Source organism: Acinetobacter wuhouensis, assembly GCF_001696605.3.
GTDB lineage: Bacteria > Pseudomonadota > Gammaproteobacteria > Pseudomonadales > Moraxellaceae > Acinetobacter > Acinetobacter wuhouensis.
In genome coordinates this window covers 798,504-820,646 of sequence record NZ_CP031716.1, presented here as the reverse complement: position 1 = coordinate 820,646, position 22,143 = coordinate 798,504, and the positions used below count along the sequence as shown (strand labels likewise).

Here is a 22,143-nt window from a genome sequence, read left to right as displayed (position 1 = left end):
AGTTTCTGACTTATTCTAAGTAATCGGTTTTGAATAAAATAAGCTGACTTTGGGTCTGCTGTCTCTGCGTCACACGTTGAATAGCAAGATCCATTGCATCTGAAGCGGTTGATTTATTGGATAGCATTTTTTGCACAAAATAGATGATTTTCATTTTAATTCCCTTTGAAAATAGTTCACTTATTAATCTAATAATTAATTAAAAAATACATTATTTATGCTTTGAATTTAGCCAATTTAGATTTATCTGTCTAGCTTTATTTTACAAAAAACTTTTGTGTAACAATTATGTAATCTTCATAAACAAAATTTAATATGGACAAATAGTTCTAGCGTGCAAAGCGTCACGATTCACTATCTTTCTTTTGCTCTAGATCCTGTTTTTGATTTTGTTGATTTTTAGGTTTTGCAAAAACAAATTTATAAGCACTCGCTAAAAAACCAACTGTAATTCCAGCAATCACAATTGGTGCGATAAAATTATTTGGCTTTTTCTTAGACATCATCTTTCCTCTTTCGCATTTGACCTAAAAATAAAAATCGATCAAGACTTAATCCTGATCGATATTACAGCAAATTTAAATGTTAATTCAGGTCATCTTTATCCTTATTTAATGGTTCTGTAATCGATTTATACTCACTTTCAATTGTAGGTGTATCTGAGGTCACTTGCTGAGTATCCACAGAACTTGTATCTGGATGAGTATTTTGACGCAATGGGTTGGGCTGATTTGCCTCTTTCTTTGCCCGATCAATTAAATCGCTCAAGACCCGTTCTGCGGGTTGTCGACCACCTAAACCAAAAGCCAAAGCAAAGGCAACAGCAACTGAACCCAGTGTTAAACCAAATGCAAGATTTACGATCGAATCTGCAATCCCCATCGCACGCAGTCCCATGGCAATCACTAAGCCCATGATTAAAACTCGAACTAAATTACCCAACCACCGAGAGCTATTATATTCACCTCGTTGCACCACATTTGCAACGATATTGGCGAGCCAAAAACCGATCACGAGAATAACAGCACCCAATAGGATATTTGCCCCAAAGTGGATAAACATCGAAATCAAACCACTAATTTGTTCGAAGCCCAATCGATTCGCAGCTTCAGAAACAGCAAATAACATGGTAAAAAATACAATTAAATAGCCAACAACACATGAAACTTTGGTTTCACCTAAGAAACGTTGCACATCTAGCTTTTTAGGAATGTCATCAACACCTGTGCCAGCAATCACTTCTGCCACTAAACGCCCAACAAATCGCGATACAACATATGCCACAATTAGAATCAAACCCGCAGCGATAATGTGTGGAATGGCATACATAATTTCACCGAGCATAGCCGTTGCAGGTTGTGAAATCGCTTGTATACCCAATGCTTCGAATGCCACGATCAATGCCGTAATCATCACGATTGCAAAGACAAAAGAACCTAAAAACCGAGAAAGCCCCTGCTCAGAATTTTTAAATAGTCCGACTTTTTCGATTTGAGTTTGTAAATTTAAGCTACTGATCAACCCTTCAACGATGCCTCGGACAATTTTTGCAAGAATATAACCCACAAAAATAATCACGCCAGCGATGAAAATATTTGGTAGATAAGAAATTGCTTCATTCAACATATTTTGAACAGGAAGCAATAGACCTTCCAAGCCTAAAATTGACAAAACGATTGGTAGGAACAGTAACAAAATCAACCAATAGACAATATCTGCTAAATTTTGGCTGATGGGACTAACACCGACATCAGAACTCAATTTTTCATCTAATTGGGTTCGGTCTAATACCTTTTTCAAACCAACTTTAACCAGATTAGCGACAATCCATCCGACAAAACCAATTGCGACAGCAGCCAATAATGTTGGAATAAACAATAGGAATTGTTGAATCATAGCACTGAACGGGCTACTTACACTACTCAGATTAAGAACATTGAGTGCCCCAATCACCGCAATCACCATCACCACCCAAAAAATGATTCTGGAAAGAATGCTTTCAATATTAGACCGATGTCCTGTTGCTGATGATAACTTTTGGTTCGTTCCTATTTTTTCCAAAAGCTTTTTTATGCCTGCAGCAACAATCAATGCAATAATCCATCCAACAATTAGAATAGCCACAGCAGCTAAAATTGGATGGAATTGATCCCAATAATACATGGCATCAAACCGACCGCGTGCTTGTAAAATTTCATCCATTTTTATTCCCTCACAATATTGATTTATAAAATGTTGAGTTCGCGAATGATTCCTTAGATCTTTTTTGCGTTTTAATTGAATATTTTTTAAACAACAACACCACTTTATAATTTGATTATTTAATGTTCAATTTTAACTGCATAAATACAACAAAAGCGCCAAGAAGGCACAAAAAAACTCCAGCATAAAAGCTAGAGTTTTTGTCATACTATTAACATAATTTTTCAGTTTTAAATGGCGTTTAAAATTCACCCATTTAAAGCCAGTCGGCTGCCATATAAACGAGTAATGAAATAAGAAATAACCCCACAAGAATAAGCATGTAAATAGGTAAGCGATTCTTATGTGCTATATCTTCACGACTGGTTATATAAGATGGTTTATTGAAATCGTGTCTCATAACATCCACCTCCATCATATTGATGATTTTTTATACTATCAGGCAATTGAACGGCTGTGTGTAAAATATTTTAAACAAAAGTAAATTTTAGCGATAAGCAATACTTGATAGTGAAATGGGCTATACTATATGCCCCATTTTTTGGCTACGATCGATATGGCTTATCCACGACAAAGTGTCTCATTAGACTTAGACACTGACGTCACTCATCAATGTTTTTTACATACTTCAAGAGACGGACATCTCGTTGGAATTATTGAGTTTAGTAAGCCAAGCTATGTTTTAAAATGGGGCGACTTAGAATATTTTCGCCGTCGTACAGATGAACTTTCTGTCATGCCATTTCCTGAATGTATCAATGCCATGATCATTGATATTCGAGATGTTGTCACTTTTTTGGATAATGAAGTCCCAATTATTCCTTGGCGTTTGCTCGAAGAAGAATGTCCAATTCGTTTGGTTGTACCTGCTGACCGCTTAGAACATTATGCAGGTTTATTTGAACCGACTTGGTTAACGACGGATGTTGAAACAGCAATTCATGAGTTACGTGAATTTATGGATATGTTTGTGCATTGATACATGCTTTAAATCACTCGACAAACATCCCTAAAGCTTTATTCCAACTGAGAACAAGTACAATAGTTGTAAAACGAAAGTGATCCCATAAAGTTTCATTGCCCAATAGAGCGTCGTTAAATCTTTATCTAAGCTATTGCGATTGAATCCCCATAAGCAAATTGAAATGATCAATAAAATCAGTGTATACAATGATGCATATATGAGGATAACTAGGGAAACTAAGGCTTTCCCTAAATTCCCCCAACTGCCGGCACTCCATGTCATTTCATTATACAAAAGCATCGCAACAGTGATGAATAGTCCAACTACGTAAGCAATCTGAAGCGCTAAACCAATTTTTTTCATTTATTACAATTATAATTTTATGGATAGCGCTTAACATGCCACATTCAATTTTGGATTACCAATAGTTTTCTACTGCAATATTCCCTTCACCACGACGATTCATGACCAAACCACGTGCTTTTAACGCTGCTTTGGTATCATCCACCATTTGTGGATTACCACATAACATTACATGTGTTGTATCTATATTGAATTGAAGATCTGCCACTTTTTCCAGCTCACCATTTTCGATCAAAATCGGTAAGCGATCATGCAAAGTCGCATTTGGATCACGAGTAATAATGGGGATAAATTTAAAGCCTGTATGTCCTTCGCCAAAAGTTTCAGCAATCTCTTGAATACGTTCGACATAAGCGAGTTCTGACTCAGTTCTTACACTATAAACCAAGTTGATATGTTGATATTTAGACCAAGTTTCGAAGTCTTGAAGCATAGAAATAAACGGTGCTAAACCTGTACCTGTTGCCAAAAGCCATAAATCTTTAGGTAACGGTAATTGATAGCGAGCCAAAGTTAAAAAACCGTATGGCACTTTTTCTAAATACAATTCATCACCTACTTGGAGATGCTGTAGATTCGAAGTAAATGCACCATCTGGCACAACAATTGAAAAGAACTCGAGTGTTTCATCAAATGGCGAGGAAACAACTGAATAGGCTCTCACCACCAACTCATCACCTACTTTTAAGCCGATACGGGCGAACTGACCAGCGGTAAATTTAAAATGAGCAGGACGAGTCATGGTGAAACTGAAAAGGGTATTGGTCCAGCGATGAACAGACAAAACCTTTTCTACGCTAAATTTTTCAATTGACATGATTTCTTCGTGGCATGGATGATAGTGCTCATGGTAGCATGACTCCAATTCTATGAAAATTTAAAATGTTAAGGCTATACGCATGAGAATGACTTTACGCCAATTGGCTGTTTTCGTTGCCGTTGCTCAAGAAGGCACCGTGACCAAAGCGAGTGATGCTGTTCGGCTGACTCAAAGTGCGGCAAGTATGGCTTTGGCAGATTTAGAAGATGGCTTAGGTGCGCCTTTATTTGATCGTCTTGGAAAGCGCTTACAACTGAACGATCTTGGTCGCTTCTTGCTTCCTCAAGCTTTAGAAATTTTAGGGCGCTGTGAAGCTTTTGAACAAGCAGCCAAAGGTGAATTACAAAGTATTGATCTTCGAATTGGTGCAACACTGACCATTAGTGATTACTTAATGCCTGATTTAATGGCTGATTTTTTACAAGAACAACCTCAAGCGCATTTACAACTTCAAGTAGGCAATACCCGTCAAATGATTGAAGCTGTTAATCAATTTCAGCTTGATTTAGCATTAATTGAAGGTTCTTGTTTCCTACCACAACTGCAATGTATCCATTGGCGTGATGATGAACTGGCTGTGTGTTGCGCACCAAGTCATCCTCTAGCCAATTTACACCGTGAACTCAGACAATCTGATTTCCAACATGTAGAATGGATTTTACGTGAGGAAGGTTCAGGAACACGTGAAGTCTTTGATAATGCAATATTGAAAGATTTAGAAGATGCTAATATCCGTCTAACACTTGGACATAACGAAGCGATTCTTAAAATCGTTGCTGGTGGTTTAGGCATGTCATGTATTTCTAAATTAGCCATCCAACCTTTAATCGATAAAGGTCAATTGGTGATTTTAAACACACCATTCTGGCAACTGACTCGTCCTTTATTTATGCTAGTTCACCGCCAAAAATATCAGGGGCCTGGCTTAAAAGCTTTTATGAAGTTTTGCGAAGAAAAATAATTGTTAATCTGATATATATATTTCCTATTCAATCAAATGCAAAAAGCTCCACATGGAGCTTTTTTATTTCACTTATCAATAACTTACTTTCTAAAATTTGACAATAAACTATCGGTAATCGCGTTATTGTGTTTAACTACTTTGGTCTTTTTTGCTTTTGCAGAATTGTCTTCTACACGTTCGATTTTAACGGCTTTCACTTTATCACCGTTTTCAACCACCAAAAATTTCACTCTTTCATTGCGCTTAGGCTCACCTTCTTCCAAAGGAAAATCTGAAATGTGAAAGAAAATATCTTGCTCAAGCCCACCAATAAAGCCAAAGCCTTTGTCTGAATGGTATTGCTTTATTTTCCCTTGTTGATATTCAGATTTCATTACAATGCCTCATTACTTGATTTACTCATCGTATTATAGCCTTGTTCCCTTTCGAATGAAAAATATGAGCTTAAAAACTAAAATTACAATGTATTATTTAGCATTCTCATTTAGTGCATCTTTAGACTTTTCACTAAAATGCACTGATTTCACATGCCCAACTTCTTTACGCTGTTGTTCTACAATTTGCCTTTGCTGACTCTCCAATAAGGCAAACTTCGCACTTTGCTCATTTTGATACGTTTTATATTGTCCCCAAGCTGCGAAAACAAAATAAATCAACCCAACAAAAATAACCGAAATAACGACTGATACAATGCCAAATTTACTGCCATTGTGTTTACCTTTTTTCAGAATATTTTTTTGCTTTGAAATATCAACCTTTTTATTTAACAGCTCATTACTCATCGCTACATCTAAACGTACCATTTGATGTGCTTTAATCACGCCCTTATGATTGATGACAATATACTTTACCGTTTCCCCTTTTTTCGGCTGACCACCTTGCCGAGGAAAATCATCAATCAAGAATTTAACTGTTTCTGCTGAATCCTGATCCAACAAGAGCCCATAGCCCTTGTCTTCATGGTATTCAATCACTTGCCCCAAATAAAACATAAACATTCTCTTTTCATGAAAACTGAAACACATCGCTTAAGTCTTTAAACTTATCTCGCATGTGCTTCTTGTTTTTGTTTTTTGATCACGTCCTGTTGCTGCTTTTCATATTGTTGAAGTTTCAATTCCGTTTCAACTTTATACTGCTGATAACGCTCATAAGCATATTTAACACTCCCCAAACACAGTAATACAAATGTCCCCATCACCACAATCAAAGGATTTAAGTGGAAACGTGTACTATCCATTTTCACTTTGGTGCCTTGCTTTCTTTTTGAATATAAAAATTTTACTTTAATTTTTTGAATAAATCTTTGAAAAAAATTAAAGTTCATATTTTTTTCAAGCAACTGTTGATCAACCTGATTACTTAAATATTGATGGTTTTGTTGAATATCAGTTTGTTCGGATAAAACCATCTCAGCTGCGACTGTTGAAGCGCAAGCAGCTGATACAACTTGGTCATTTTCTAATTGCTCATTGTCTACATGATCATATGTATTTTCATTCGGCTGAGTTTGTACTTCTATTGGTTGAATTTCTGCAATTTTAGTTGCAGTTGGCTCATTTAGAACTTCTGACAGATCAATACTTTCAGGGCTGTAATCTTTTAAACTCGTTCTCTCAAGGTCTTCATTTTCATCTATTTCAACTATTTGATTATCAACTGATTTGTTATTTTCCTCAGTAGATATTTGGGTATTTTCAACTTCTGCTGAAACTTGACTAAATTCAACTTCAACAAGGTCATCTAAGATCACTTCGCGCTGTGTGAGTGTATCTTCTAACTGAATATGCTCATCAGGCTGAATAGCATCTATGTGTTCAACTGGTTTTATCTCATTTAACTTAGAGTCTATCGCTGTATTTTCATTTTCAAGATTAATTCTTCTTTTCTTCAGCATCTTTCGAACAGTTTGAATATTCTCAAACGAATGATCATCATTAATCGCATTAACTACAGGCTGTTTTTTTGCATCACCATTATGGTTTTTATGATCTAGGCGAACAATAAATTTTGCCAATAATTCTCCATCTTGTTCTAACACAACACATTTAACCCTCTCACCTACTTGTGGCAAAAGTGATGCATTTGAAAAATCTTCAAGTAAAAAACCAACTGACTGTTGATCTGTATTTATTTCGATGAATCCCTTACCCAACGCATCATCAAAAAATGTAACTATCCCCTTACGAAACATTTTTTTCTCTTTAAATTTATAATAAAAAAAGGAGGCTCCCCATAGCCTCCTTTGATCATACTAAATTTTTAATCTTTTTGCACACTACCAAAGATCTTGTCTCCAGCATCTCCTAAACCAGGTACGATATAGCCATTTGCATTTAAACCTTGGTCAATAGATGCTGTAAAAATCGTCACATCAGGATGCGCTTCTTCGACTCGTTTAATCCCTTCAGGTGCAGCAACCAACACCATGACACGAATATCTTTACAACCGCTAGCTTTTAATACATCGATTGCTGCAACAAGCGAAGAACCTGTTGCCAACATTGGATCAATAATCATGGCTAAACGGTTTTGTACATCTGGGACTAATTTTTTATAGTAAGTACGTGCTTCAAGCGTTTCTTCATCACGCTCTAAACCTAACACTGACACTTTAGCACTTGGAATCAAATTTAAAAAACCATCCAACATGCCAATACCTGCACGTAGAATAGGTACAACCGTAATTTTTTTACCCGCAATACGATCGACAGTCACCTTACCATTCCAACCATCAATTTCATGGTCACATACAGGTAAATCCTTTGTTGCTTCATACGTTAAAAGCATAGTGACTTCTTGGGCAAGTTCACGGAAATTCTTAGTACTTATATCAGCACGACGTAATAAACCTAATTTATGACGAATAAGCGGATGACGAATTTCTTGAATAGACACGGGAGTACACCTAAAAGGATAAAAGTAAATTTCCACTATTATAAATGTTTTTTATATAAGAGATAAGAAAAGCCCTCAATGAATGAGGGCTTTTTTTGTTAACCGCAATAGTTTTTTGCGATTACTGTTGTTGACTCATTAAAAAGTGCAACGGAGATAAAATTTCAGACTTCAATGCAAAATTGATGATTGGGTCTGGGTAAATACCGATTAATAATACTAATGCAGCAGCGCCAAGAACCATGATACCACCCACTTTTTGTCCCCAATGATCAACTGCGTCGATACGTGGGTTTTCTGGTGGAGTCATATACATCACGATCATGACACGTAAGTAATAGTACAAACCAATACCACTACCCACAACAACCATTGCAGCAAGGAACCAATGTTGAGTTGTTACAGCAGCCATCACCACCATGAACTTACCAATGAAACCTGCTGTTAATGGAATACCTGCAAGAGATAACATCATCACAGTCAAAGTTGCAGTAAGAACAGGACGACGCCAGAACAAACCACGGTAATCCGCAAGTGATTCAGCTTCATCAACGTTGTTATATGGGCTAGACATCAACGCAACCGCACCAAAAGCACCGATTGTTGTCAATGTATAAGTCACCACATAAACGCTCACACTGCCAAGGCTTGCATAGGTCATGCTGATTAAAGCAATCAATAAATAACCGAAGTGTGCGATTGATGAATAACCCAAGATACGTTTTAAGTTCACTTGACGAACTGCAAGGAAGTTACCTACAAGGATCGAAAGTACTGCAATCACAGTCAAAATCGTAATCATTGAAGGAACTAAAATTGCACCCGAAGTAAGCAAATAACGAACCATTAAACCAATGGTTGCAACCTTAGCAACAGTTGCTAAGAAAGTCGCGATTGGCGCAGGCGCACCTTGGTAAACATCTGGTGTCCATTTGTGGAATGGAGCAAGAGACAATTTGAAACCAATGGCAAAGATGATCAGACCAAGTCCGATAATCACTGCTGCATGACCCGTTTGAATCGCTTGGAACAACCCTTGGAAAGATTCGTAGAATGTTAATGAACCTGTATAAGCATAGATATATGCCATACCCATCAATAACATTGCAGAAGCAGTTGCTGAAAGCACGAGATATTTAATACCCGCTTCCAAAGATTTTTCACGTTGATACGTATAAGCCAATAAACCGTAAACAGGAATCGACATTAACTCTAAGCTAATAAAGAACGAAGCATAGTGAGCACTTGCCACCATTAACATCGCACCAGCAACTGAAGCCAACATCAAGATATAAAGTTCTTCACGGTTATCTTTATACGTTTCAATATACGCATGAGACAATGTAGAACAAGCCAATGCTGCAATCAGAATTGTAAGCTGGTAAAACAATGTAAATGGATCAACCATAAACATATTCATGACATTTGATGGTGCAAAACTCCCACCAAACATCATGAATAAAATATCAATTGCAGCAAGGTTTAAACCCACCACCGATGCAGTCGCAATCAAATTATGATTACGCTTGATCGCGGTTAAAATCATCACTACAACAGCCGTTAAAGCAACAATAAATACTGGTGCTAAAGGCATGAGATCCGAAAATGATACAGTGGTATTCATGACTATTGGATCTCCACATTTTGTTGAGATACAACTTGTTGAACTGTATCTACAACATTTTGAACAGGGATATAGCTATTTGCAATCCACGCCATACTTGAGTTTGAAATATCAAGGAAGCTTTGTGGGTAAATACCCAACCAAACTAGGCCGAATGCACAAATCAATAAAATCACTGTTTCACGAACATTTAAGTCTTTTAATGGGCTTGCATAATGCTGTTTTTGCTCTTCATTTGGCGTACCAAATAATGCTTTATGGATCAAAATCAAACCATAAAGACCTGCAAAAACTAAACTAATCGCAGCAATGATAGTAAATGTAGGGAACTTAGCAAATGAACCCATAAGAATCAGGAATTCACCAATAAAGTTACCTAGACCAGGAATACCTACAAGTGCTGATACGAAGAACATTAAGAAGAATGGTAAATATTGGAATTGACCACGAATACCACCCATCAAACGTAAATCACGTGTATGTAAACGCTCATACACTTGACCACACATAATGAACAATGCAGCAGAAGATAAACCATGCGCTAACATCATGATCATTAAGCCTTGGAACGTTAAGATATTACCTGCATAAAGCGCGAGTAATACAAAGCCCATGTGCGAAATAGATGTATACGCAAGTAAACGCTTCATATCTGTTTGTTGGAAAGCACACCAAGCGCCGTAGAAAATACCAACTAAACCAAGAATAATTGCAATATCAGCAAATTGTGCAGACGCTGCTGGGAAGAACGGAATCACAAAACGTAATAAACCGTAAGCCGCAGTTTTAATCAAGATACCTGCCAAGTCTACAGAACCTGCTGTAGGTGCTTGCGCATGCGCATCTGGTAACCAACCATGTAATGGGAAAACTGGAAGTTTTACCGCAAAACCGATAAACAAACAGATCATCAATGCATAAGCAATGTGTGGTGCTTGTTGATCTAAAGTATTGGCAACAGCTAATAAATAGTTGTAATCAAAACCGATCATGCCTGTCATCATGTAACCGTAGACCACTAAGCCTAGGATACCGATGAGCATGATTAAACCAGCAACTTGCGTATAGATGAAGAACTTAGTCGCTGCGTAAACACGTGATTTACCATCTGCGCCTTTATGCCCCCAAAGTGCGATCAAGAAGTAGATCGGAACCAGCATCATCTCCCAGAAGAAGAAGAACAAGAACATATCGATCGCAAGGAAAACACCGATTACACCACCCAAAGACCATAAAAGGTTTAAGTGGAAGAAACCGACATTCTTTTGAATTTCACCCCATGAACAGCCCACTGCAAGTACACCCAGTAATGCAGTCAAACCAACCATCAGAAGTGAAAGACCATCTACAGCTAAATGAATATTAATACCAAGAGTTTTAATCCATGGTAAATAAAATTCGGCAGCCCAAGCGGGGACTTTTTGTCCCAACTCATAGCTAAATCCACCTTGTTGCCACAAAATGAGAGTCAAGCCCAAAGTAACGAGCATACCCACAAGTGCGATATAACGAGGTAAATGTTGATCAAGTTTATCGACTAACCAACACGCAAAACCTGCAATAAAAGGTACAAGAATCAGTGCGGGTAAAATCCAATTGTTTGTGATTTCCATCTTATTTCCCCACTACCTGAATCACGATCAAGATCATCAGCAATACCACTACACCGAGTGACATACTTGATGCATATTCACGTAATGAACCTGTTTGACGGGTACTTGTAAATTTGTTACCACCTTTCACAATCGCAGGTAATACAAGCCACAAGCCATCAATTGGATCACGACCTAAAATTTTCGCAATCAATAAATAAGGTTGAACAAATACAATGTTGTATAAAGAATCAAAACCAAATGCATTACGGCAGATATTGGCAAGACCAGCGCCTAAAGTTGTTGCTGCGAATGCTTTAACTGATTTATAAGCAAAAGCAAATAGCACAACACCAACAGCAAGACCAACAAGTGCAATACCCACTGCGGTATATTCAGCAGAATGCATACCGTGTGTTAAAGCTTCTGACACTTCAAATACAGGAATTTTTGCAGCAGTTAGTGCTTTTTCCACAGGTGCTTTTAGGAAATAAGCTAAACCTGTTGAAAGTACTGCAAGAATACCAAGAGGTAACCAGTAAGTTGCACCTTTGATTTCGTGATAAGGAGTTTTTTCTTCACCGAAGAATACAACCCAGATTAAACGGAATGTATAAATCGAAGTTAAGAATGCACCTGCTACACCGACCCAATACAACCAACCGAATGTTGCAATTGACTGACCTTGAACCCATACAGCACCCAAGATCGCATCTTTTGAGAAGAAGCCAATGGTTGCAAATGGAATAGCAGCTAATGCACCACCACCGATCAAGAAACACGCAAATAAGAATTTGTTTTTATGACGCAAACCACCCATTTTGAAGATGTTTTGTTCATGATGATACGCCAAGATCACCGCACCAGAAGACAAGAATAATAATGCCTTGAAGAATGCGTGAGAAAGCATATGGAATAGACCAGCTTGGTAAGCTTCAGCACCTACAGCCATAAACATATAACCGAGCTGACTCATAGTTGAGTAAGCAAGAATACGTTTGATGTCGGTTTGAACCAATGCAGCAAAACCAGCAACCAATAATGTTACAGCACCTGTAATCGAGATGAACTGCATTACTTCTGGTGTCATTTCAAACACAGAGAACATACGGCAGCACAAGTAAACACCTGCTGTTACCATTGTTGCAGCGTGGATTAATGCTGATACTGGTGTAGGACCAGCCATCGCATCTGCCAACCATGTTTGTAATGGGATTTGTGCAGATTTACCCGCAGCACCCAAGAACAACATCAATGAAGTCCAAAGCGCTAAATTATGATCAAGTGCTAAAACTTGTGGTGCTGTTTCAACAATCGTACCGATATGTAAAGTACCAAATTGTTGGTAAAGCAAGAACAACGCGATCAGTAAAAATACATCACCCACACGTGTTACAGTGAAAGCTTTAAGTGCAGCAAAACCATTTGCAGGATTTTGGTAGTAATAACCAATCAATAGATAAGAACACAGACCTACGCCTTCCCAACCTAAGAATAACAACGCTAAGTTGTCACCCAATACAAGCACAAGCATGCTTGCAACGAATAAGTTGAAATATGAGAAGAAACGTGCGAAGTCTTCTTCACCACGCATATACCACGTAGCGAAAATGTGAATTAAGAAACCCACACCTGTGATCATGCCCATCATTAACAATGATAAGCCGTCTAAATGTAAGCTGACACCTGGCGCAAAACCACCCACATTGAACCAAGTCCAAAGATGTTGAGTCTGTGCAACTGAACCAGTATTGACAAAGTCCATGCCCGCGATCAATGCAAATAATGCAGAAAGACCAACTGAACCCGCGCCAATAATTGCTGCTACATTTTCAGGAAGTTTATTACGCCCTGCCGCTAAAAGGATAAAACCAATGAGCGGGAATAAAATCGTTAAATATAAATAACTCATCCGCGCATCTCACTAGCAGCATCTACATCCAAGTGATGGAAGCGATGATAGTACTGAAGGACGATCGCAAGACCGATACAAGCCTCTGCCGCAGCAAGAGTAAGGATCAAAATAAACATAATTTGACCATCAGGTTGTGCCCATGCACTTCCTGCCACAACGAATGCCAATGCTGCTGCATTCATCATGATCTCAAGGCTCATTAACATAAATAAAATATTGCGACGAACCATTACACCGTATAAACCCAGTGCAAAAAGGATGGTTGCAACGATTAAACCATGTTCTAAAGGAATGTTGCCCATTACTGTTTATCCTCTTCTGCACTTGGTACACGTTTGCCTAAGTGGTATGCCGCAACAAGTGCTGCAAGCAATAACATCGCGGCAACTTCAACCAATAATAAATAGTGGGTAAAGAGCGATTGACCAACAGCTTTTGGCCCAACAACTTGAGTACCAAGTACTGCGCCACCAGTCGTGTAGCTTGAACCCAACATCCACACTAAACATAAGCCCACGAGGAAGCTCATAAGTGCAGGATAAGCCCAAGCATCTGAAGTCAACCATTTGCGCTCTTGATCAACAGTATGTTGACCAAGATTCAGCATCATAACGACGAATACGAACAACACCATGATCGCACCCGCATAGACAATGATTTCAAGCGCTGCGGCAAATGGAGCACCAATCGTTAAGAACATCCCTGCAACAGCAAGTAAAGACACGATCAAACTTAATAATGCATGTACTGGATTCGCATTGGTCACAACACGAACCGTAGATACGATGGCCACGAGAGCCATTAAATAAAATGGCCACATCATGGTAATAAGCTCCGTACGTCAACAGGTGCGCTTTCGCGTTGCGCTTGACCTTTTTCTTTACCATCAATTGCCATACCAGTTACACGGTAGAAATTGTAGTCTGGGTATTTACCTGGACCAGAAATGAGTAAGTTTTCTTTCTCATAAACAAGATCTTGACGTACATATTCACCTAATTCGAAATCAGGTGTTAACTGGATTGCAGTTGTTGGACATGCTTCTTCACACATACCGCAGAAAATGCAGCGTGAGAAGTTGATGCGGAAAAATTCTGGATACCAACGTCCATCTTCTTTTTCAGCTTTCTGTAATGAGATACAGCCAACAGGACATGCAACAGCACATAAGTTACACGCAACACAGCGCTCTTCGCCATCTGGATCACGTGTTAATACGATACGACCACGATAGCGCGGAGGTACGATTTGTTCGGCTGGAACTTCAGGATATAAAATTGTGTCACGTTTACGTGTCGCATGGCTGAACACCATCCACAACGAACGCACAATAGTTCCTACGCCAGCTAGAATTTTATACATTTTGTACTCCCTGCTGTCCTAGGCTTGATTCATTAGAATCACAGCACCAGTCACCAAAAGGTTAACCAATGCAAGTGGTAAACACACTTTCCAACCAAAGTTCATCACTTGGTCATAACGCGGACGCATTAACGAACCACGCGCCAAGACAAACATCATCACAAAGAATGCTGTTTTGATAATGAACCAGAACGCATCTGGAATGAATGGAATGTTTAAATTAAATGGTGCTAACCAACCGCCAAAGAATAAAGTCACGATCAATGCAGAAATTAAGATGATGTTGACGTATTCAGCAACGAAGAACATCCCCCATTTCATACCACCGTATTCTACGTGGTAACCTTCAGCCAATTCTTGTTCAGCTTCTGGTTGGTCAAATGGATGACGATGCGTAACTGCAACACCAGCCACCACGAAGATCATGAAACCAATAAACTGTGGAATCACGAACCATACATCACGTTGTGCTTCTACGATTTCACGTAAGTTGAATGAGCCTGCAATTGCGACTACACCCATCAATGAAATACCCAAGAACACTTCATAAGAAATGGTTTGTGCAGCAGAACGTAAACCACCGAGTAATGCATATTTGTTATTCGATGCCCAACCACCAAATAACACGGCATACACTGCGATCCCTGCCATTGCCATAAAGAACAATAAGCCAATGCTCATGTCTGCCACACCTAAGTAAGGTGAAACAGGAATAACCATGAACGAAAGCACTGCTGTTGCCATCGCAACACCTGGTGCTAAACGGAAAGTCAGTTTATCTACGAATTTTGGTGTCCAGTCTTCTTTGAACATGATTTTCAACATGTCGGCAACAATCTGGAACATACCACCCGGACCTACACGGTTCGGACCGTAACGGTCTTGCCATAAACCCAGCAAACGACGTTCAATGAACGACATCAATGCTGCAAGCAAAACCACAACCAACAAGATCACAATGGCTTGAATCACGCTATACGCGATTGGCCAATCTTGTGCCCATGTCGGTAGGGCGCGTAAAGATTCATTCATGATTACACTCCTACCGCTACAGATACAGGTTCAGCGAGTGAAACTGTAGGTGCTTGGCCTATTGGATAACCGATATAGCCTGTAGGTAAATATTCAATCACTTGCACTGGCAAACTAATTGAAGTTTCACCTGCTTTAATTGTGATGTTTTGACCATCTTGAACATTTAAACGTGCAGCATCTTGCTCACCCACTGCAAAAGCAGCAGTTGGAATACGAGATTCCATCGCAGGTGTTTTCACAGTGAATTCACCAGAAGCAAAAATGTGATGCATTGGTACAAGACGGAAGCTATCTGGGTTTGCCACAACTGCTGTTGGTGCAACATAGCTACGTGCAGGACGTTTTGCTAAACGATCAAATAAACGAACGCCTGAATCACCACCTTTCAAGTGACCGCCCACTTCGTCTTGGTATTTGTTCCAAGATTGTGGAGAGTTCCAACCTGGTGCCCATGCAAATGGTACCAATGCTGCAGGTGTTTGATTCCCTACATAACCTTCCATAGAGAATGTTAATGCAGAATCTTTATCGATAGGTTGTTTAGGCTCATGTACGTTTAATGGCGCACGAATCGCTGTACGACCTGAATAACGACGTGGTTCACGTGCAATTTTCAAGCCATGAACACGGTAGCCCGCATCTGGTGCAACATCTTGAATCGCTTCAAGTACAGGTACATTTTTAACAACGCTTTCGATTACGTCATCAAGCAATGTCCAAGAAATCGCTTTGCCTTTCACGCCAGTTTCAATGGCATGTAACCAACGCCAAGATTCTTTAATCGCAAGTTCTGGTTTGTAGTAACTTGGATCATAAACTTGGTAGAAACGTTGCGCACGACCTTCTTGAGAAACGACAGTACCATCGCCTTCAGCAAAGCTTGCAGCAGACAATACAACATTCGCAGCTTTCACTGTTTCAGTTTCTGAATGGTCAAGAACAATCACGCTTTGCGCTTTAGCAAAAGCAGCTTGTACTTGAGTTGCAGGTAAACGGCGGAACAAATCATTTTCAACCACAATGATTGAATCATAATCTTGTGCAAAAGCTTGTTCTAAGCTTAAACCACCAAACAATGCCAAGCCCATTGAGTTCACTTCAGGCACAGTTAATGTCAAGCCAGCATTATCAAGATTTTGCGCAACTTGTGCAGCAGCTTCCATGATTGCAGGGTCTTGTAAACTTGTACCAGAGATAACCAATGGTTTTTTCGCAGTTTTCAACGTATCCGCAATGGTTTGTGCAAATGCTTTCGCATCATCATCTAAACCAAGAATCGCTTCGCCTTTCACGCCCGCAGCAATTGCAAAACCTAAACGTGCAATATCGTTTGGAGATGCAACAACTTCACCCGCAGCGACATCGGCTAAACGAGTCTGAGTTGCAGCCAAGATGTAAATTGGAGAATTCTCATCCTGACCAATACGTTTAACTGGTTCAGCTAACCAATCTTGAGTACGACGGTCTGCAGCCATTTGTTTTGCTTTGTTTTTCGCAGCTTGGCGAACAGACAATGCCATACGTGGTGCAGTTTGTGTTAAGTCTTCACCTAAGATCAGCACAGCATCATAGCTTTCAATTTCACGCATACCAGGGTTATAAACACCTTCGGTTTGCATGATTGAAGCAGCCAATTCAACAAGATTTTGTTCTTTCTGAGAAAGACCTGTTGAATAGTTCTCTTGACCAACTAACTCACGTAGTGCGTAGTTAGATTCAAGTGATGCACGTGGCGAACCAATACCCAAGACTTTTTTGCCTTGAACATTTGCAATCACCGTATCCAATGCTGTATCAACTGAAACAGTTTCTACAGAAGCACCTTTACGGAATTGTGGCTGACGTGGACGATCTTCACGGTTTACATAACCTGTACCGAAACGACCTTTATCGCAAAGGAAGTATTGGTTCACTTCACCATTGAAGCGGTTCTCTACACGACGAAGTTCACCATAACGCTCACCCGGAGAGATATTACAACCTGAAGAGCAGCCTTGGCATACGCTTGGCGCATACTGCATGTCCCATTTACGGTTATAACGTGCTGAGTGAGTTTTGTCCGTGAATACACCTGTTGGACATACTTCAGTCAAGTTACCTGAGAATTCAGACTCTAAAGTACCTGATTCTGGACGACCGAAGTAAACACGTGATGCATTGGCATATACACCAAAATCTGTACCGCCCGCATAGTCGTTATAGTAACGAACACAACGATAACACGCGATACAACGGTTCATTTCATGTGCAATGAAAGAACCTAGTTCTTGGTTATGATGTGTACGCTTGGTAAAACGATAGCGACGACGATCGTGTTGTGTCATCACCGTCATATCTTGTAAATGACAATGACCACCTTCTTCACAGACTGGACAGTCGTGTGGGTGGTTGGTCATTAAGAATTCCACGATAGATTCGCGGAAATCCTTTGCTTCTTTATCTTCAATCGAGATATAGGTATTGTCAGATGCAGGCGTCATACATGACATGACCAAACGACCACGAGTATCCTCAGGGTTCGCATATTGAGTCACAGCACATTGACGGCAAGAACCGACAGAACCTAAAGCTGGATGCCAACAAAAATATGGGATGTCGATGCCGAGACTCAAACATGCTTGTAGCAAGTTTTCCGAGCCATTGACTTCATACGATTTTCCATCGACATGAATTGTAGCCATAGTCGAATTCCTTAAACTTGTTCTACGTTGCTTGCTTGCGCTACAGGACGATCTGTCACTTTAGCTTCAAACTCGCTACGGAAATATTTGAGCGCACCCATCAATGGTTCCATCGCACCCGGTGCATGAGCACAGAATGTTTTACCAATCCACAACTTACGAGTAAGCTCTTGAAGATGTTGAATGTCTTCCATCTTCCCTTCGCCATTCTCAATTGCTTTTAGTGCTTTTACAGCCCAAGGTAAACCATCACGGCATGGTGTACAGAATCCACATGATTCACGTGCAAAGAATTCTTCTAAGTTACGGGTAGCAGAAACCATACATTGGGTTTCATCCACAACCATAAGCAAACATGTACCTAAACGTGAACCTGCTTTCATGATGCTTTCAGCATCCATCGGCAAATCAATATGTTCAGCTGCCAAGAAGTCTGTAGATGCACCACCTGGTAACCAAGCTTTTAGTTTTAAACCATCACGCATACCGCCTGCGTAGTCTTCGATGACTTCACGTGCAGTTGTACCGAATGGTAATTCCCAAAGACCAGGGAATTTCACTTTACCTGATGCGCCAAAAATCTTGGTACCGGGATCTTTCGATTTGCCTTGAGATAAACCAACATACCACTCAGCACCACGTAACATGATTGCTGGTAAGTTGTTATAGGTTTCTACGTTATTGACAATCGTAGGACGACCCCATGCACCTGCAACTTGCGGGAACGGTGGCTTAGTACGTGGATTTGCACGACGACCTTCAAGCGAGTTAATCAATGCAGTTTCTTCACCACAGATATAACGACCCGCGCCAGTATGGACGTGTAAATCAAAGCTCCATCCTGAATCAAGGATGTTATCACCCAAATAACCTTTGGCACGAATTTGCTCTAAAGCTTCATTTAAGTAGCCAGCAGCTTCGATGTATTCACCACGAATGAAGATATAGCCTTGTGTAGCTTCAAGGGTATAACCTGCAATCAACATCCCTTCGATCAATTGATGTGGAAGTTTTTCCATCAACAAACGGTCTTTGAATGTACCTGGTTCCATTTCATCGGCATTACAGATCAGGTATCGAGGACCACCATCATTGGGTGCCATCAATGACCATTTAATCCCTGCTGGGAAACCTGCACCACCACGACCTTTTACAGTCGCTGCTTTGATGACATCTAACACTTCAGCAGGTTTCATGCCCAATGCTTTTTTAAAGCCAGCATAACCTTCAAGTGCTTCGTAATCGTCCGCGCTGCGAACGAATTCCTGTTTGCTCAAACGCCATGTGAGTGGGTGAGTTTCAGGATTTCCTTCGCCATAAATTGGTTTTGGTTCGGTATTCATACATACTTCTCCAATAACTGTTTCACAGAAGTCACTTCAACCAAACCGTGAGTATCTTCATCAATCATTAGGGTTGGACCTTTGTCACAATTCCCTAAACAGCAGATCGGCAATAAAGTAAAACGACCATCAGCTGTCGTTTGACCAAATTGAATACCCAATTCACGTTGGAAAGCTTCCGCTAAAGTTTCCGCACCCATCAAGAAACAAGCAATCGAATCACATAATAAAATCACGTGGCGACCAACAGGCTGACGGTAAATACGGTTATAGAAAGTTGCAACACCTTCCAAATCCGCAGTTGTAATTGTCAATAATTGAGCAATTGCATGTAACTGCGCATCATCCACCCAACCATTACGGCGTTGTACGCATTTCAAGGCATCCAAAGATGCTGCGCGTGGGTATGGATAATGACCAATGTGATGTTCAATTTCATGGATTTCTTCAGCAGTTAAAATCCCTTCAACATTCACACGTGGCTTTTTATCAGTCAAAATCATCATAATGCGTACCCCTTAGCGATCCACGTCAGCCATAACGACATCAATCGTCGCTAAATAAATGATCAAGTCAGATACAAGACTGCCGTTAATCACGGAAGGAATTTGCTGTAAATGCGTGAAAGTTGGTGTACGAATACGGGTACGGTAACTCATCGTTGACTTATCAGAAGTCAAGTAATAGTTCGATGCACCTTTCACAACTTCTGCCATCACAGACGCTTCGCCTGCTGGCATTACAGGACCCCATGACACGCTCAAGAAGTGCGTAATCAAAGTTTCAATATCTTGTAAAGTCTTGTCTTTTGGTGGTGGAACTGCCAAAGGATGATCCGCTTTATATGGACCAGACGGCATATTATCCAAACACTGCTTGACGATTTTCAATGATTCTTCGATTTCACGATAGTGAACCATTACACGTGCATACGCATCGCCTTCATACTCTAATGGCACTTCGAAATCATAGTTTTCGTAGCCACTGTATGGACGATATTTACGAACGTCAAAATCAATACCTGTTGCACGTAGACCTGTACCTGTCACACCCCAAGCCAATGCAGATTTTGCATCGTATTGCGCAACATTACGTGTACGACCAACAAATACTGAGTTTTTAAGCGCCGCAGTATGGTATTCCTTCAAACGTTTTGGCATCCATTCGAGAATGTCACGAATCAGTTTTTGCCAGTTGTTTGGAAGGTCGTGTGCTGTACCGCCGATACGGAACCACGCTGGGTGCATACGGAAACCTGTGATCGCTTCAATCGCGTCATAGATTTTTTGACGGTCTGCGAACATATAGAATACAGGAGTCATACCACCCGCATCCTGAATCGCTGTACCGATATACAACAAGTGGTTATTGATACGGAACAATTCAGACATCATCACACGGATACATTGTGCACGGTCAGGAACAGTGATTCCTGCCATTTGCTCAACGCCCATCACATAAGGCATGTTTTGCGCACAACCACCGAGGTAGTCCACACGGTCTGTATATGGAATGAAAGAATGCCAAGTTTGACGTTCAGCCATCTTTTCCACACCACGGTGGTGATAACCGATATCAGGCACACAGTCTTTCACTTCTTCACCATCCAACTGCAAGATCACACGGAACGCACCGTGCGCAGATGGATGGTTAGGACCCAAGTTCAAGAACATGAAGTCTTCATCGTCATTTCCACGGGTTAGACCCCAGTCTTCTGGAACGAAACGAAGGTGTTCTTGTTCGAAATCTTGTTTGGCTTTGTCTTGCATATACGGCGTGTATTCAGTCGCACGTGCAGAATATTCTTTACGAAGTGGGTGACCTTCCCAATAAGTTGGTAACAAAATACGACGGAGCATTGGATGCCCTTCGAAATTGATCCCGAACATATCGTAAGCTTCGCGTTCGTACCAGTTGGCATTCGGCCAAATGTTCGTTGCGGTTGGAATGTTAATATCATTCTCATTCAACGCGACTTTGATACGAATATCACTGTTACGCTCAAGCGATAACAAATGATAGAACACAGTAAAGTCAGATGCAGGTAAACCATCACGGTGATTACGCAAACGCTCATCTACTGCTGATAAGTCAAACAGCATCACATAAGGACGTGGTACTGTACGTAAGTACATTAAAACGTCTTGTACACGAGCACGCTCAACCCAGACCGTTGGAAAATCTTCAAAGGTCGTTTGCACGTAAAAGTTCTCGCCAAATTTGGCTTTGAGATCTTCTACAATCGCAAATGCTGGGCGGGAATCAACAGGAGTCGATTCTGGCATAGCAATTTCAGTTTCAGCCATTGGCTTGGCTTCCTATTTAATACAAATTCTGTCAAATTTTCTGATGATCATACTCTTTGAATATGTCAAACATT

General features: G+C 40.1%; 21 protein-coding genes. 2 read left to right on the top strand and 19 right to left on the bottom strand.

The annotated features are described in order from the left end of the window. Positions 1–10: 10 nt before the first annotated feature. The 3 genes from BEN71_RS19175 to BEN71_RS04535 form a co-directional block, all read right to left on the bottom strand. Positions 11–154 carry a hypothetical protein gene (locus BEN71_RS19175; RefSeq protein ID WP_165383021.1) on the bottom strand — a complete coding sequence of 48 codons (144 nt, stop codon included), beginning with the start codon at positions 152–154 and terminating at the stop codon, positions 11–13. Positions 155–344: 190 nt separating this feature from the next. Then, the gene (locus tag BEN71_RS19170) at positions 345–503 is read right to left on the bottom strand and encodes a hypothetical protein (RefSeq protein WP_162994950.1); all 159 of its coding nucleotides are present in this window, start codon (positions 501–503) and stop codon (positions 345–347) included. A gap of 82 nt (positions 504–585) precedes the next feature. Beyond that, positions 586–2,202 (bottom strand): mechanosensitive ion channel, encoded by a 1,617-nt coding sequence (locus tag BEN71_RS04535; protein ID WP_068974041.1) that lies wholly within the window; start codon positions 2,200–2,202, stop codon positions 586–588. A gap of 556 nt (positions 2,203–2,758) precedes the next feature. Here BEN71_RS04535 and BEN71_RS04530 point away from each other — a divergent pair. After that, positions 2,759–3,181 (top strand): hypothetical protein, encoded by a 423-nt coding sequence (locus BEN71_RS04530; protein ID WP_068974069.1) that lies wholly within the window; start codon positions 2,759–2,761, stop codon positions 3,179–3,181. Between the two features lie 403 nt (positions 3,182–3,584). On the opposite strand, the gene BEN71_RS04520 is transcribed toward BEN71_RS04530, so the two are convergent. Further along, positions 3,585–4,346 (bottom strand): ferredoxin--NADP reductase, encoded by a 762-nt coding sequence (locus tag BEN71_RS04520; protein ID WP_068974043.1) that lies wholly within the window; start codon positions 4,344–4,346, stop codon positions 3,585–3,587. 82 nt (positions 4,347–4,428) lie between these two features. Here BEN71_RS04520 and gigC point away from each other — a divergent pair, with 82 nt between their 5' ends. Next, a complete protein-coding gene (gene gigC, locus BEN71_RS04515) occupies positions 4,429–5,310 on the top strand; it encodes a LysR family transcriptional regulator GigC (protein WP_068974044.1) in 882 nt (293 codons plus the stop codon). Between the two features lie 83 nt (positions 5,311–5,393). Here gigC and BEN71_RS04510 read toward each other — a convergent pair whose 3' ends face one another. The 15 genes from BEN71_RS04510 to nuoC form a co-directional block, all read right to left on the bottom strand. Then, positions 5,394–5,687, bottom strand: coding sequence for a cold shock domain-containing protein (locus BEN71_RS04510; RefSeq protein WP_068974045.1), 294 nt, complete (start codon positions 5,685–5,687; stop codon positions 5,394–5,396). A gap of 93 nt (positions 5,688–5,780) precedes the next feature. Continuing rightward, complete coding sequence (locus tag BEN71_RS04505) at positions 5,781–6,311, bottom strand: hypothetical protein (protein WP_152033029.1); 531 nt, start codon at positions 6,309–6,311, stop codon at positions 5,781–5,783. Positions 6,312–6,355: 44 nt separating this feature from the next. Next, a complete protein-coding gene (locus tag BEN71_RS04500) occupies positions 6,356–7,507 on the bottom strand; it encodes a hypothetical protein (RefSeq protein WP_068974046.1) in 1,152 nt (383 codons plus the stop codon). A gap of 68 nt (positions 7,508–7,575) precedes the next feature. Beyond that, entirely contained in the window at positions 7,576–8,211 is a 636-nt protein-coding gene (gene upp, locus BEN71_RS04495; protein ID WP_068974047.1) for a uracil phosphoribosyltransferase, read from the bottom strand. Between the two features lie 121 nt (positions 8,212–8,332). Next, positions 8,333–9,835, bottom strand: a complete 1,503-nt coding sequence (gene nuoN / locus BEN71_RS04490; RefSeq protein ID WP_068974048.1) for an NADH-quinone oxidoreductase subunit NuoN — start codon at positions 9,833–9,835, stop codon at positions 8,333–8,335. 2 nt (positions 9,836–9,837) lie between these two features. Continuing rightward, positions 9,838–11,442: an NADH-quinone oxidoreductase subunit M gene (gene nuoM / locus BEN71_RS04485; protein WP_171405011.1), complete on the bottom strand. Its 1,605-nt coding sequence runs from the start codon at positions 11,440–11,442 to the stop codon at positions 9,838–9,840. Positions 11,443–11,449: 7 nt separating this feature from the next. Beyond that, positions 11,450–13,339, bottom strand: coding sequence for an NADH-quinone oxidoreductase subunit L (nuoL, locus tag BEN71_RS04480; protein WP_068974050.1), 1,890 nt, complete (start codon positions 13,337–13,339; stop codon positions 11,450–11,452). Next, the gene (gene nuoK / locus BEN71_RS04475; RefSeq protein WP_068974051.1) at positions 13,336–13,644 is read right to left on the bottom strand and encodes an NADH-quinone oxidoreductase subunit NuoK; all 309 of its coding nucleotides are present in this window, start codon (positions 13,642–13,644) and stop codon (positions 13,336–13,338) included. The genes nuoL and nuoK overlap by 4 nt, the downstream gene beginning before the upstream one ends. Next, on the bottom strand, positions 13,644–14,162 hold the full coding sequence (gene nuoJ / locus BEN71_RS04470) for an NADH-quinone oxidoreductase subunit J (RefSeq protein WP_171405010.1): 519 nt from the start codon (positions 14,160–14,162) through the stop codon (positions 13,644–13,646). The genes nuoK and nuoJ overlap by 1 nt, the downstream gene beginning before the upstream one ends. Next, positions 14,162–14,704 carry an NADH-quinone oxidoreductase subunit NuoI gene (gene nuoI, locus BEN71_RS04465; RefSeq protein WP_068974053.1) on the bottom strand — a complete coding sequence of 181 codons (543 nt, stop codon included), beginning with the start codon at positions 14,702–14,704 and terminating at the stop codon, positions 14,162–14,164. The genes nuoJ and nuoI overlap by 1 nt, the downstream gene beginning before the upstream one ends. 18 nt (positions 14,705–14,722) lie before the next feature. Next, positions 14,723–15,736: an NADH-quinone oxidoreductase subunit NuoH gene (gene nuoH / locus BEN71_RS04460; RefSeq protein WP_068974054.1), complete on the bottom strand. Its 1,014-nt coding sequence runs from the start codon at positions 15,734–15,736 to the stop codon at positions 14,723–14,725. A 2-nt stretch (positions 15,737–15,738) separates the two neighbouring features. Continuing rightward, positions 15,739–18,420 carry an NADH-quinone oxidoreductase subunit NuoG gene (gene nuoG / locus BEN71_RS04455; RefSeq protein WP_068974055.1) on the bottom strand — a complete coding sequence of 894 codons (2,682 nt, stop codon included), beginning with the start codon at positions 18,418–18,420 and terminating at the stop codon, positions 15,739–15,741. An 11-nt stretch (positions 18,421–18,431) separates the two neighbouring features. Then, on the bottom strand, positions 18,432–19,763 hold the full coding sequence (gene nuoF / locus BEN71_RS04450; RefSeq protein ID WP_068974056.1) for an NADH-quinone oxidoreductase subunit NuoF: 1,332 nt from the start codon (positions 19,761–19,763) through the stop codon (positions 18,432–18,434). Beyond that, complete coding sequence (gene nuoE / locus BEN71_RS04445) at positions 19,760–20,269, bottom strand: NADH-quinone oxidoreductase subunit NuoE (RefSeq protein ID WP_068974057.1); 510 nt, start codon at positions 20,267–20,269, stop codon at positions 19,760–19,762. Before nuoE ends, nuoF begins: the two co-directional genes overlap by 4 nt. Before the next feature lie 12 nt (positions 20,270–20,281). Further along, the gene (nuoC, locus tag BEN71_RS04440; RefSeq protein WP_068974058.1) at positions 20,282–22,069 is read right to left on the bottom strand and encodes an NADH-quinone oxidoreductase subunit C/D; all 1,788 of its coding nucleotides are present in this window, start codon (positions 22,067–22,069) and stop codon (positions 20,282–20,284) included. Positions 22,070–22,143 lie beyond the last annotated feature (74 nt).